This is a genomic window from Kitasatospora sp. NPDC057692, from assembly GCF_042799475.1.
In the GTDB taxonomy this organism is placed as follows: Bacteria; Actinomycetota; Actinomycetes; order Streptomycetales; family Streptomycetaceae; genus Kitasatospora.
Genome location: NZ_JBHVIV010000071.1, coordinates 33,559 through 46,165 on the forward strand (window position 1 = coordinate 33,559; position 12,607 = coordinate 46,165).

General features: G+C 72.6%; 9 protein-coding genes, 4 tRNA genes and 1 pseudogene. 3 read left to right on the top strand and 11 right to left on the bottom strand.

The genetic code is table 11. From position 1 onward, the window contains the following. Positions 1–134: 134 nt before the first annotated feature. From ACFVFS_RS30860 to leuC, 4 genes are all read right to left on the bottom strand, one after another. Positions 135–872, bottom strand: a complete 738-nt coding sequence (locus ACFVFS_RS30860) for an HU family DNA-binding protein (RefSeq protein ID WP_380628113.1) — start codon at positions 870–872, stop codon at positions 135–137. Between the two features lie 133 nt (positions 873–1,005). Then, on the bottom strand, positions 1,006–1,353 hold the full coding sequence (locus tag ACFVFS_RS30865) for a hypothetical protein (RefSeq protein WP_380628114.1): 348 nt from the start codon (positions 1,351–1,353) through the stop codon (positions 1,006–1,008). Between the two features lie 183 nt (positions 1,354–1,536). Then, entirely contained in the window at positions 1,537–2,133 is a 597-nt protein-coding gene (leuD, locus tag ACFVFS_RS30870) for a 3-isopropylmalate dehydratase small subunit (RefSeq protein WP_380628116.1), read from the bottom strand. A gap of 5 nt (positions 2,134–2,138) precedes the next feature. Continuing rightward, entirely contained in the window at positions 2,139–3,560 is a 1,422-nt protein-coding gene (leuC, locus tag ACFVFS_RS30875) for a 3-isopropylmalate dehydratase large subunit (RefSeq protein ID WP_380628117.1), read from the bottom strand. A 231-nt stretch (positions 3,561–3,791) separates the two neighbouring features. Here leuC and ACFVFS_RS30880 point away from each other — a divergent pair, with 231 nt between their 5' ends. Then, a complete protein-coding gene (locus ACFVFS_RS30880) occupies positions 3,792–4,505 on the top strand; it encodes an IclR family transcriptional regulator (protein ID WP_030306825.1) in 714 nt (237 codons plus the stop codon). A 169-nt stretch (positions 4,506–4,674) separates the two neighbouring features. Here the strand turns inward: ACFVFS_RS30880 and ACFVFS_RS30885 are convergent. The 7 genes from ACFVFS_RS30885 to ACFVFS_RS30915 all read right to left on the bottom strand — a co-directional run bounded on the left by ACFVFS_RS30885 (position 4,675) and on the right by ACFVFS_RS30915 (position 8,025). After that, positions 4,675–4,749 (bottom strand) — tRNA-Gln (locus tag ACFVFS_RS30885). Between the two features lie 46 nt (positions 4,750–4,795). Further along, a tRNA-Glu gene (locus tag ACFVFS_RS30890) sits at positions 4,796–4,868 on the bottom strand. 27 nt (positions 4,869–4,895) lie between these two features. Continuing rightward, positions 4,896–4,968 (bottom strand) — tRNA-Glu (locus tag ACFVFS_RS30895). Between the two features lie 42 nt (positions 4,969–5,010). Next, a tRNA-Gln gene (locus ACFVFS_RS30900) sits at positions 5,011–5,082 on the bottom strand. Positions 5,083–5,308: 226 nt separating this feature from the next. Then, entirely contained in the window at positions 5,309–6,805 is a 1,497-nt protein-coding gene (gltX, locus tag ACFVFS_RS30905) for a glutamate--tRNA ligase (protein WP_380628118.1), read from the bottom strand. Beyond that, positions 6,798–7,598, bottom strand: coding sequence for a fumarylacetoacetate hydrolase family protein (locus ACFVFS_RS30910; RefSeq protein WP_380628119.1), 801 nt, complete (start codon positions 7,596–7,598; stop codon positions 6,798–6,800). The genes gltX and ACFVFS_RS30910 overlap by 8 nt, the downstream gene beginning before the upstream one ends. A 205-nt stretch (positions 7,599–7,803) precedes the next feature. Continuing rightward, entirely contained in the window at positions 7,804–8,025 is a 222-nt protein-coding gene (locus tag ACFVFS_RS30915; RefSeq protein WP_380628120.1) for a hypothetical protein, read from the bottom strand. Positions 8,026–8,711: 686 nt separating this feature from the next. On the opposite strand from ACFVFS_RS30915, the gene ACFVFS_RS30920 reads away from it, so the two are divergent. Then, positions 8,712–12,506: a nitrate- and nitrite sensing domain-containing protein gene (locus ACFVFS_RS30920; protein WP_380628121.1), complete on the top strand. Its 3,795-nt coding sequence runs from the start codon at positions 8,712–8,714 to the stop codon at positions 12,504–12,506. A 10-nt stretch (positions 12,507–12,516) separates the two neighbouring features. Then, a pseudogene (locus tag ACFVFS_RS30925) lies at positions 12,517–12,607 on the top strand (roadblock/LC7 domain-containing protein); the annotation flags it as partial.

Below are 12,607 nucleotides of genomic sequence, written 5' to 3' on the forward strand. Positions count from 1 at the left end.
GGCCCCCCCGCCCGCGGGGCCCCCCCCGGCCTAGAGCCCCCCCCTCCCGCGGGCGGGCGGGGCCCCCCCCCCCCTCTGGCGGGGGCGGGCGGCGCCGCGGCACTCGAAGGCCGTCCGGCGAGGACGCGCGGCGACTACTTGGCGGAAGTCTTGCGCGCGGTGGTCTTGCGGGTGGCGGTCTTCTTCGCCGGCGCCGTCTTCTTGGCGGTGGCGGTCGCCTTCTTGGCGGTGGCGGTGGTCTTCTTCGCCGGGGTGGCGGCCGTCTTGGTGGCGGTCGCCTTCTTGGCGGCGGCCGCGGTCTTCTTGGTCGCGGTCGCGGTGGTCTTCTTCGCGGCGGCGGTGGTGGTCTTCTTGGTGGCGGTCGCCTTCTTGGCGGCGGCCGCGGTCTTCTTCGCCGGGGCGGCGGCCGTCTTGGTGGCGGTCGCCTTCTTGGCGGCGGCCTTCTTGGCCGGGGTCGCGGCAGCGGCGGCGGCGGCGGTGGCGGCACGCTTGGTGGCGGCCCGCTTGGCGGCCGGGGTGGCGGCGACGCCGCTCTTGCCCGGGGTGAGGGAGCCCTTGGGGGCCTTCTTCACCGAGGGGCCTTCCTTCGGCAGCTTCTTGGCGCCGCTGACCAGGTCCTTGAAGCCCTGGCCCGGGCGGAAGCGGGGCACCGAGGTCTTCTTGACCTTGACCTTCTCGCCGGTCTGCGGGTTGCGGGCGAAGCGCGCGGAGCGCTCCACCTTCTCAAAGGTGCCGAAACCGGTGACCGAAACGCGGTCGCCGGCCACGACGGCGCGCACCATGGTGTCGAGCACTGCGTCGACGGCCTCTGCGGCAGCCTTGCGACCGCCCAGCTGCTCGGCCACCGCTTCGACAAGCTGAGCCTTGTTCACGTCTTCCCCTTCGGAAACGGGCGCCGGATGATTCCATCCGTTCATTTCGCACGTTAGGTATGTATCTGCGGACTTTCAATTACCAAACGCGCGAATCACCCTAGTGTCGCAATGGATTTGCGCGTCGGCGACCTCAGTCGACGGGCGGGCGCCCCTCGTCGAGGTCCTGCACAAAGCGACTCAACCGCCGCGCCGCCCCCGGAAGATCGCGCTTGGCGGTCTCGGTGACGATGAGCAGTTGACGGGTGAGAGCGGTCTTTGCATCGGCAGACACGTTCAGCGCATGCACGCGGTCGTGAGCTTGCTTCAACCGCTCGGCCACAAGCGCGAAGAGCGCTGCGACTTCCGGGTCGTCCGGCCCCTCAGCAGCTGAGGTTGCGGCGTACGGCCGATCGTCAATTCGGCGTTCGGATCCCCGGCCCGTGGACTCCGGTGACGCGGGTTGGCCGCCCGCGTACGGAGGTTCATGGTGCCGGTGCATGCACTGATTGTGCCATCTACGCGCAGTTGTGCATGCTGCGGGGCCCTCTGTCGCAAAACCGAATCCCCAATCCGGGGGCGGCGGGCGGGCACAACTCCCGCCCCGGAACGGCGGATGGCCCGCCCCCCCGAGGGGGAGCGGGCCATCCGGCGGTTCGTCAGAATGCTTGTTCAGAACGGGATCTCAGGCCACCGGCAGGGTACGCGGCTTGAACGAGGGGCGACGCGCTTCGAACGCGGCGATGTCGGCCTCGTTCGACAGGGTGATGCTGATGTCGTCCAGGCCGTTGAGCAGCCGCCACCGCACGTTGTCGTCCAGCTCGAAGGGAGCCGTGACCCCCTCGGCGCGCACCTCGCGGGCCTCCAGGTCGACGGTGATCTCGGCGGCCGGGTCGGCCTCGGTCAGCTCCCAGAGCCGCTCGACGGTCTCCTGCGGGAGGACCACGGTCAGCAGGCCGTTCTTCAGCGAGTTGCCGCGGAAGATGTCGGCGAAGCGCGAGGAGACGACCGCGTGGAAGCCGTAGTTCTGCAGGGCCCAGACGGCGTGCTCCCGGGAGGAGCCGGTGCCGAACTCGGGGCCGGCCACCAGAACGGTGGCGCCCCGGCGCTCGGGCCGGTTGAGGACGAAGGACTCGTCCTTGCGCCAGGCCTCGAACAGCCCGTCCTCGAAACCGGAACGGGTGACCTTCTTGAGCCAGTGGGCGGGGATGATCTGGTCGGTGTCGACGTTGCTGCGGCGCAGCGGCACGGCCCGGCCGGTGTGGGTGGTGAACTTCTCCATGCTGCTCAGACCTCCACGGCGGCGTCGGCCACCAGATCGGCGGGGGCCGCCAGCCGGCCCAGGACGGCGGTCGCGGCGGCGACCTGCGGGGAGACCAGGTGGGTGCGCCCGCCCTTGCCCTGGCGGCCCTCGAAGTTGCGGTTCGAGGTCGAGGCGCAGCGCTCGCCGGGGGCGAGCTGGTCGGGGTTCATGCCCAGGCACATCGAGCAGCCCGCGTGCCGCCACTCGGCGCCGGCCGCGGTGAACACCTTGTCCAGGCCCTCCTCGACGGCCTGCAGGGCGACCCGCACGGAGCCGGGGACGACCAGCATCCGCACGCCGTCGGCGACCCGGCGGCCGCGCAGCAGGTCGGCGGCGGCGCGCAGGTCCTCGATCCGGCCGTTGGTGCAGGAGCCGACGAAGACCGCGTCGACCGCGACCTCGCGCAGCGGGGTGCCGGCCTCCAGGCCCATGTAGGCCAGGGCGTTCTCGGCGGCGATCCGCTCCTGCGGGTCGGCGAAGGAGGCCGGGTCCGGGACGGCGGAGCCCAGCGGGGCGCCCTGGCCCGGGTTGGTGCCCCAGGTCACGAACGGGGTCAGCTCGGTGGCGTCGATGAAGATCTCGTGGTCGAAGACCGCGTCCTCGTCGGTGGCCAGGGTCTCCCAGTACGCGACGGCGGCGTCCCAGTCCTCGCCCTGCGGGGCGTGCGGGCGGCCCTTGAGGTACTCGAAGGTGGTCGCGTCGGGGGCGATCATGCCGGCCCGGGCGCCCGCCTCGATGGACATGTTGCAGACGGTCATCCGGGCCTCCATGGAGAGGCCGCGGATCGCCGAGCCGCGGTACTCCAGGACGTAGCCCTGGCCGCCGCCGGTGCCGATCCGGGCGATGATCGCCAGGATGAGGTCCTTGGCGGTGACGCCCTCGGGCAGCTCGCCCTCGACGGTGATCGCCATGGTGCGGAAGGGGGCCAGCGGCAGGGTCTGGGTGGCCAGCACGTGCTCGACCTGGCTGGTGCCGATGCCGAACGCCAGCGCGCCGAAGGCGCCGTGGGTGGAGGTGTGGGAGTCGCCGCAGACCACGGTGGTGCCGGGCTGAGTGAGGCCCAGCTGCGGGCCGACCACGTGCACGACGCCCTGCTCGACGTCGCCCAGCGAGTGGATCCGGACGCCGAACTCGGCCGCGTTCTTGCGCAGGGTCTCCAGCTGGACCCTGGAGACCGGGTCGGCGATCGGCTTGTCGATGTCGAGGGTCGGGGTGTTGTGGTCCTCGGTGGCGATCGTGAGATCGGTGCGGCGGACCGTGCGCCCGGCCAGCCGGAGACCGTCGAAGGCCTGCGGGCTGGTCACCTCGTGGAGCAGGTGCAGGTCGATGAAGAGCAGGTCGGGCTCGCCCTCCGCGCGCCGCACGACGTGGTCGTCCCAGACCTTCTCTGCGAGTGTCCGTCCCATCGGATTCCCTCCAGCCGGCCGCGTTGCCGGCCTTCTCGTGTCGTCGAGGTCGGAGCTGTCGCCGCCCTGGGCGGCGCACGTCGCGCGACCTGCACACCGGATCGGTGTCCACGATGCGGACACCTCGACGGGGCCGCATCCTGGATGTCTCCCGGGCTGCTGCATCCAGAGTGGCGCTTTTCGCCGAAGATTGAACTTGCGTCTCGCGGAATGAGACTGCAGTCTTAGCGCATGGACAACTCTAGCGGCGTCGGCGTGCTCGACAAGGCCGCTCTGGTGCTCAGCGCACTGGAGTCGGGCCCCGCCACGTTGGCGGGGCTGGTCGCCGCCACCGGTCTGGCGCGCCCCACGGCCCACAGACTCGCCGTCGCACTCGAACACCACCGCCTGGTCACCAGGGACATGCAGGGACGGTTCATCCTCGGCCCCCGCCTGTCCGAACTCTCCGCCGCGGCGGGCGAGGACCGACTGCTCGCCACCGCGGGCCCGGTCCTGACCCATCTGCGCGACGTCACCGGCGAGAGCGCACAGCTCTACCGCCGGCAGGGCGAGATGCGGATCTGCGTCGCCGCCGCCGAGCGGCTCTCCGGTCTGCGGGACACCGTCCCGGTCGGCAGCACCCTGCCGATGAAGGCCGGCTCGGCCGCCCAGGTCCTGCTGGCCTGGGAGGAGCCCGAGCGGCTGCACCGCGGTCTCCAGGGCGCCCGTTTCACCGCCACCGCGCTCAGCGGCGTCCGGCGGCGCGGCTGGGCGCAGTCGATCGGCGAGCGCGAGCCGGGCGTGGCGTCCGTCTCCGCGCCGGTCCGCGGCCCCTCCAACCGCGTCGTGGCCGCCGTCTCGGTCTCCGGCCCGATCGAGCGCCTGACCCGCCACCCGGGCCGGCTGCACGCCCAGGCCATCATCGAGGCGGCCAACCGCCTCACCGAGGCCCTGCGCCGTAGCTGACCCCACCCCGCCCACCCGTTCCCCACTCCCCCCACTCCCCCCGCTCCCCCACGGACGACCGAAAGAAGGGCCCCGCTCGGTGTCGAGCGGGGCCCTTCGGGTCGGTGCGGGAATTCCCCGGTCCGGAAAAGCAAAAAGACCCCGGGGAACCGGGGTCTTCCTCTATTTCTGGCTGGGGTACCAGGACTCGAACCTAGACTAAATGAACCAGAATCACTCGTGCTGCCAATTACACCATACCCCAACAAAGCAATCAGCCGATGAGCAGACCCATCGGCTTCTTGCCTCGGTACCCCCGACCGGATTCGAACCGGCGCTACTGCCGTGAGAGGGCAGCGTGCTAGGCCGCTACACAACGGGGGCTTTCCAGGCGGTTCCTCGCGGAACCAGTACCCCCGACCGGATTCGAACCGGCGCTACTGCCGTGAGAGGGCAGCGTGCTAGGCCGCTACACAACGGGGGCTTGTTCTTGAATTGTACGGTCCGGATGGACCGCGGTACTGCGCTGGGGTACCAGGACTCGAACCTAGACTAAATGAACCAGAATCACTCGTGCTGCCAATTACACCATACCCCACCAGAGTTGAACCCCTGTCGGGGCCCTGCTCGGGCTTGCGCCTCCCGCTCCGGCTCCGGCGGGGGTTTCACTCCCTCGTCGTTGCCCTCCCGGGCGGCGCAGAAAGAACATTACCCGACGTCCGCCCCGGCTCCAAAATCGATAACCCCAGGCAGCGGGCAGGGGGCCGTCCGGTGACGTCCGGGAGGGCCGCGGGCCCGGTGCGCGACCGGGCCCGCGGGCGGGGTCAGGCCCCTGGGAGAGCCGCCAGAGCGGCGGTCAGCCGGCGCAGCGTCTCGGGGCGTCCGAGCAGCTCCATCGACTCGAACAGCGGCGGGGAGACCCGCCGGCCGGTCACCGCGACCCGCAGCGGGGTGAAGGCGAACTTGGGCTTGATGCCCAGGCCGTCCACCAGGGCCTCGCGCAGCGCGGCCTGGATCGGCTCGGGCCCGAAGTCGCCGAGCGCCTCCAGCGCCCGGATGCTCGCCTCCAGCACCGGCCGGGCGTCCGCGGTGAGCACCTTGGCGGCGTCGTCCGGGTCGACGGCGAAGTCCTCGGGCGCGACGAACAGGAACCCGGCCATGCCGACGATCTCGCCGAGCACCACCATCCGCTCCTGGGTGAGCGGCGCCGCCTTCGCCAGCAGCTCCAGCTGCGCGGCGGTCGGCTCGGCCGGCAGCAGGCCGGGCGCCTGCAGGTACGGCACCAGGCGGCGGACGAAGTCCTCCGGGGCCAGCCGGCGCAGGTGCTCGGCGTTGATCGCCTCGCACTTCTTCAGGTCGAAGCGGGCCGGGTTGGAGTTGACCTTGGCGATGTCGAAGGCCGCGACCAGCTCGTCCACCGTGAAGACGTCGCGGTCCTCGGCGAGCGACCAGCCGAGCAGCGACAGGTAGTTGAGCAGCCCCTCGGGGATGAAGCCGCGCTCCCGGTACAGGTTGAGCGAGGCCTGCGGGTCGCGCTTGGAGAGCTTCTTGTTGCCCTCGCCCATGACGTAGGGCAGGTGGCCGAAGCGCGGGGTGCCGCCGGCCCCGACGCCGATGTCGGCGAGCGCGGCGTAGAGCGCGATCTGGCGCGGGGTCGAGGAGAGCAGGTCCTCGCCGCGCAGCACGTGGGTGATGCCCATCAGGGCGTCGTCCACCGGGTTGACCAGGGTGTAGAGCGGTGCGCCGTTGGCCCGGACGATGCCGTAGTCGGGGACGTTCTCCGGCTCGAAGGAGAGCCGGCCGCGCACCAGGTCGTCGAAGGCGATGGCGGTGTCCGGCATCCGGAAGCGCAGGATCGGCTCGCGCCGCTCCAGCCGGTACACGGCGACCTGGTCGGCCGTCAGGTCGCGGCAGTGCCCGTCGTAGCCGGACGGCTTCCCGGCGGCGCGGGCCGCCTCGCGGCGGGCGTCCAGCTCCTCGGTGGAGCAGTAGCAGTGGTAGGCGTGGCCGGCCTCGTGCAGCCGGCGGGCGACGTCCGCGTAGACGTCCATCCGCTGCGACTGGCGGTACGGGGCGTGCGGGCCGCCGACCTCCGGGCCCTCGTCCCAGTCGAAGCCGAGCCACTTCATCGCGTCGAGCAGCTGCTCGTAGGACTCCTCGGAGTCCCGGGCCGCGTCGGTGTCCTCGATCCGGAACACCAGCGTGCCGCCGTGGTGGCGGGCGAAGGCCCAGTTGAACAGGGCGGTGCGGACCAGGCCCACGTGCGGGTTGCCGGTCGGGGACGGGCAGAAGCGCACCCGCACGGCCGGCGCGTCAGCCACGCTTGACCACCTTGTTGGCCAGGGTGCCGATGCCCTCGATGGTGACCGCGACCTCGTCGCCGATGTTGACCGGGCCCACCCCGGCGGGCGTGCCGGTCAGCACGACGTCGCCCGGCAGCAGCGTCATGGCCTCGGAGATGTGCACGATCAGCTCGGCCACCGAGCGGACCATCTGCGAGGTGCGGCCGGCCTGCCGGAGCTCGCCGTTGACCGTGCAGGTGACGGCGAGGTCGGACGGGTCGAGGTCGGTCTCGATCCACGGGCCGAGCGGGCAGGCGGTGTCGAAGCCCTTGGCGCGGGCCCACTGCCCCTCGCGCTGCTGGACGTCGCGCGCGGTGACGTCATTGGCGCAGGTGTAGCCGAGGATCACCTCGGGGACCCGCTCCAGCGGCACCTCGCGGCACATCCGGCCGATCACCACGGCCAGTTCGGCCTCGGGCTGGACGTCCGAGGAGAACGGCGGGTAGGCGATGCTCTCGGTCGGGCCGATCACCGAGGTGGACGGCTTGAAGAAGGTGAGCGGGACGTCCGGGACGGCGTTGCCCAGCTCGGCGGCGTGCTCGGCGTAGTTGCGGCCGACCGCGACGATCTTGTTGGGCAGCATCGGGCTGAGCAGCCGGACGTCCTGGAAGCGGTAGCTCTCGCCGGTCGGCTGGGGCTGGCCGAACGGGTGGCCGGCCAGGGCGTGGACCACCAGCGACTCCGGCCGGGCCGGGTCCCCCTCGACCACACCGAAGGAGACGCCGCCCGCGGCAGGGCTCCCTTCCCGGACGGAAAACCTGGCAATGCGCACGGCTGGGCTACCCCTCGCTTCGACGGCCGCCCGGGGCGCGCCCGGGCGCTGGTGGGTGCCGGGTCCACTGCGGACCCGGCCCCGCTCGATCGCTGCCAGGCTATCGCGCGGTCCCCGGCCCGACCTGCTCCGAAACAGCCCGCTCCATGGCGAACGGGCGCCGCCACCGGGGTGACGGCGCCCGTCGGGGCGTATGCGGAACGCCTCAGTCCCGCGGGACGTTCACCACCGGGGCGACCGCCAGCTGGGTGCGGCGCGGGTTGGCGGTGGCGGACGGCAGCTCGGTCGCGTAGGTCGCCACGTCCGCGGACGTGCGGGCGCCGGGGATCCGGCCGAAGTCCTCGACCGAGGCCAGCGTCGTCCGGCGCGGGTTCGCGGTGGAGCGGCTGGTCGGCGTGGAGCTGGTGGCCGTGTTCGCCTGGGACATCTCGTCAGCACCTCAAGGTCGCGGCCGGGCGACCGACCGCGATCGGCTCCCGGCCTGAGTGATTCGGGGAGATTCTGGGCAGGCTGATCGAGGCCGTGCTCCGGATACAGCAAGGTTACGGATCTCTTTCCACAGTCACCGTGACCAAAGCTACACATTCATCTGTGATTTTCGCCACAAATCACGGAACATATCCCAGATATCCGACATATCGCCGCATCGCCCTTTACCGGCATATCGGAAATATCGGTCATACCCGAAGCTCCGCCCATCGCGTTGATCTCGACCCGGGTTGGCATGTATCCGGCGAGTGTCCGAAAAAGGCGGTATTCGGGTCTGTTTGCCGCACAGTCGGTGAGATCCCGCGCGCGGTGAGTAGTGCCGTCCGATGTGCCCCGTCCGCCCTTGTTGGGATTCCCCGGCTGTGCTGGAATGCCACGGACCGTGGGTAGGGAGCTGTCCACCCCGGTGACCCGCTCTCCCGGACCGGCCGGGGTGCGGATGGAAACTCGACACCGTCCAGGCCGCGGCAACGCGGTGGGACGCCCGGTCCAGAGGTTGCGACGCCAGTGCAGGGACGTTTCAAAAGGGGTAGCGGCGCCGCGGGTGACCCGGAGTCGCGTGAACCCGCGGCAGCCCCCCAGCCGGCGGCGGCCCCCGGCAGCCCGGCCGAACCGGCGCCCGACGTGATCGGCGGGCCGGAGGAGGACGGCGGCGAGCGGAAGTCGACCCGCGGCAAGCTCCGCAGCTCCCTGACCCGCCGGCGCGCCAAGGGCATGAGCCGCCTCGCCATGCGCAACTGGCGGATCCGCAGCAAGCTGATCGCCCTGCTCGCGCTCCCGGTCCTGGTCGCGCTGGTCCTCGGTGGCCTGCGCATCCAGACCTCGCTCGAAACCTCGCAGCAGCTGGCCCAGATGGCCAACCTCTCGGACCTCGCCAAGAAGGCGACCGACCTCGCCAACGCCCTGCAGAACGAGCGGGACATCAGCGCGGGCCCGATCACCGCCAAGATCAACGTGCCGAACGCGCCGCTGGACGACGACATCGTCGCCGCCCGCAAGGTCACCGACGATCTCAGCCGCACCTTCACCGCGTCCTCGGACAAGTTCGAGAACCTGGAGCTCTCCGGCGGCAAGGCGCTGCTCTTCCAGATCCGCAAGGACCTGAACTCGGTCTCCGACGCGCGCGGCAACCCGTACCAGAACAACCAGAACATCCAGGCCACGATCACCGCGTACGACGTGATCATCCGCGACCTGCTGTCGATCACCCAGGACATCGCGCTCGCGTCCAACAACCGCGAGCTGGTCCGCGCGACCCGCGCCCTGCAGCAGTTCTCGCTCGCCAAGAACGCCACCTCCCAGCAGCGCGCGCTGATCAGCGCCGCGCTCGCCAACCCGGGCGGCCCCGACCTCAGCCTGAGCGACGAGTCCTTCGGCATCCGCCTGCGCGCGTCCTACGACAACGCGCTCCAGGGCTTCAACAACATCTACACCTCGCGCGACCTGGACAACCTGCGCGGCCAGCTGAGCTACAACTCGGTGGTCGCCGCGGCCGACCGCTACGCGCGCTCGATCCTCCAGCAGAGCGGCATCCACCAGAGCGAGGTCGTCAGCTACAAGGACTGGTACGAGCAGTCCACCGCCAAGATCGCCGCCGAGCGCCGCATCGAGTCCAAGCTCATCAAGGACCTCGACGGCAAGGCCCAGGAGCTGCAGTCCCAGGCCGACACCGAGGCCCTGATCATCGGTGCCGCCGTCGCGCTCGTGCTGCTCGTCGCCCTCGGCGGCGCCGGTCTGATCGCCCGCTCGATGGTGCGCTCGCTGACCCGTCTGCAGTCCGCGGCCGAGGACGTCGCCGAGCGGCGGCTGCCCGAGCTGGTCAAGACGCTCTCCGAGACCGACCCGCACGACGTGGACGTCGCCGTCGAGCCGGTCGGCGTCGACTCCGCGGACGAGATCGGCCACGTGGCGCACGCGTTCGACATGGTGCACAGCGAGGCCGTCCGCCTCGCCGCCGAGCAGGCCCTGCTGCGCGGCAACATCAACGCGATGTTCACCAACCTCTCGCGCCGCAGCCAGGGCCTCATCCAGCGCCAGCTGTCGCTCATCTCCGAGCTGGAGAGCCGCGAGGCCGACCCGGACCAGCTGGCCAACCTCTTCAAGCTGGACCACCTCGCGACCCGCATGCGCCGCAACGGCGAGAACCTCCTCGTCCTCGCCGGCGAGGACCCGGGCCGCCGCTGGACCCGCCCCGTCCCGCTGGTCGACGTGCTCCGCGCCGCCGCCTCCGAGGTGGAGCAGTACGAGCGCATCGAGCTCGCCGCCGTGCCGTCGGCCGAGGTCGCCGGCCGCGTCGTCAACGACCTCGTCCACCTGCTCGCCGAGCTGCTGGAGAACGCCACCTCGTTCTCCAGCCCGCAGACCCGCGTCCGGGTCACCGGCCACGCGCTGCCGGACGGCCGGGTGCTGGTCGAGATCCACGACACCGGCATCGGCCTGAGCCCCGACGACCTCGCCGAGATCAACGAGCGCCTCGCCAACCCGCCGACGGTGGACGTCTCCGTCTCCCGCCGCATGGGCCTCTTCGTGGTCGGCCGCCTGTCGCTGCGCCACGGCATCCGCATCCAGCTGCGCCCCAGCGATTCCGGCGGCACCACCGCGCTGGTCATGCTCCCGGTGGACGTCACCAACTCCGCCGACCGCCGCGGCCCCGGCCGTCCCGGCGGCGGCCAGCCCAAGCAGCAGCGCGGGGTCGCCCCGACGCCGCGCCAGCAGCGCCAGGTCCCGGCCGGCCAGGGCGGCCAGGGCGGCCGCACCGGCGGCCCCGCGGCGCTCGGCCAGGGTCCGGCGGGCGGTGCCCCGCAGGGCCGGCCGCAGCTCGGCAAGGGCGGCCCCGGTCCGTCCGGCGGCCCGAGCGGTCAGGGCGGTCCCGGTGCGGGCGGCGGCCTGCCGACCCGTCAGGTCGGCCAGTCGCTGCGCGAGAACGCCTCGCCGCAGGGCGGCCGTCCGGGTGCGCCCGGCCAGCAGGGTCCCAGCCAGCCCGCGTCCAACCAGCAGGGTCCCGGCCAGCAGGGTCCCAGCCAGCCGGCGTCCGGCCAGCAGGGCGGTCTGCCGCAGCGCACCCCCGGCCGGCAGGCCCCGCAGCAGGGCGGCCCCGGTGGTCTGCCCCGCCGCGGCCCGCAGCAGGGCGCCCCGCAGCAGGGCGGCCAGCAGCAGGGCGGCCCGGGCGGACGCCGCCCCGGCCAGGAGCGTCCGCAGGGCGACGGCGTCCCCGCCGCCCGCGGCGGCGAGCAGCCCCAGCACGGCTGGGCCGACCAGTCGGGCCGTCCGGGCGCGCCGCAGGGCGCCCGCCCCGGCGAGCGTCCGCAGGAGGGCCTGCCGCAGCGTCAGCGGCCCGGCCAGGGCCGTCCGCCGCAGGGCGCACAGGGCCCGCAGGGTCCCCAGGGACCGCAGCAGGGCCAGGGCGGCCGTCCGCAGCGGCCCGCGCCGGGTGACCGGCAGCAGTCGCTCCAGGAGACCCAGCCGCTGCCGAAGGTCCAGCCGGCCCAGCCGCTGCCCGCGGCCGAGCCCGCCCCGGTGGAGAGCACCCAGCAGTTCGCACGCCCCCGGTTCGAGGCCAGCGACATCGACCCGCGCGACCCGCTGGGCCTCGGCCTGGTGGAGCCGGTGCTGCCGGCCATGCCCAACCCGGTCCGTCCGGAGCAGGCCGCCCGCCCGCAGCAGCCGCAGACCCCGCAGCGGCCGGTCCAGCAGCAGCCGCCCGTCCGGCAGGAGCCGATGGCGCTGCCCACCGGGCCGTCCGACGGCGGGGCGCCGGCCGGGCAGGGCCGGCCGCGCGAGGAGGGCCGCCCGGCCCAGCAGCAGAGCCGGCCGCGCCCCTACCAGCCGCGCCGCCCCGGGACCACCGCCCCGGGTCACGAGCCGCAGGGGCCGGCCCCGCAGGCCGACCGTCCGCAGGCCGCCCGGGCCCCGCAGCAGCCGCAGGCCCAGCAGCAGGCGCCGCAGGGCGCGCAGCCCCAGGCCCAGGCCCAGCCGCAGCAGCAGGCCGCGCAGCCGCAGCCCGGTGACGCCCCGTGGCGCCCGTCCGCCAACGACGAGCGCTGGCGCCGGGCCGAGCAGGTCCGCGAGCCGTCGACCAGCGGTGTCACCATGTCGGGCCTCCCCCGGCGCACCCCGCAGGCCAACCTGGTCTCCGGGACCGCCGAGGCGTCCCCGCTGACCGGCCCGCAGGTCTCCCGCGCGCCCGAGGAGGTCCGCGGCCGCCTCACCAACCTGCGTCGCGGCATCCAGCAGGGCCGCCGGGCCGGTGCCGAGCAGGCGGCCGGCCAGGCGCCGGGCGGCCAGGGGCAGGCCGACCAGGGCCAGAGCACCCAGGGACAGGGCAACCAGGCCGGTTTCCACCATGGTGCCCAGCAGCCCGGGTTCGATAGTTTCGGGGGCCGGACCGACGGCAACGCCGCAGATCATCAGGAGCGTTGAGTTGAATCAGATGAGCCAGGCCGCACAGAACCTGAACTGGCTGATCACCAATTTCGTGGACAACACCCCCGGGGTGTCGCACACGGTGGTGGTCTCCGCGG

Coding starts and splice junctions, on each gene's coding strand:
- ACFVFS_RS30865 (WP_380628114.1), bottom strand. CDS start 1,353: ATGCACCGGCACCATGAACCTCCGTACGCGGGCGGCCAACCCGCGTCA.
- leuC (WP_380628117.1), bottom strand. CDS start 3,560: ATGGGACGGACACTCGCAGAGAAGGTCTGGGACGACCACGTCGTGCGG.
- ACFVFS_RS30915 (WP_380628120.1), bottom strand. CDS start 8,025: ATGTCCCAGGCGAACACGGCCACCAGCTCCACGCCGACCAGCCGCTCC.
- ACFVFS_RS30880 (WP_030306825.1), top strand. CDS start 3,792: ATGGACAACTCTAGCGGCGTCGGCGTGCTCGACAAGGCCGCTCTGGTG.
- leuD (WP_380628116.1), bottom strand. CDS start 2,133: ATGGAGAAGTTCACCACCCACACCGGCCGGGCCGTGCCGCTGCGCCGC.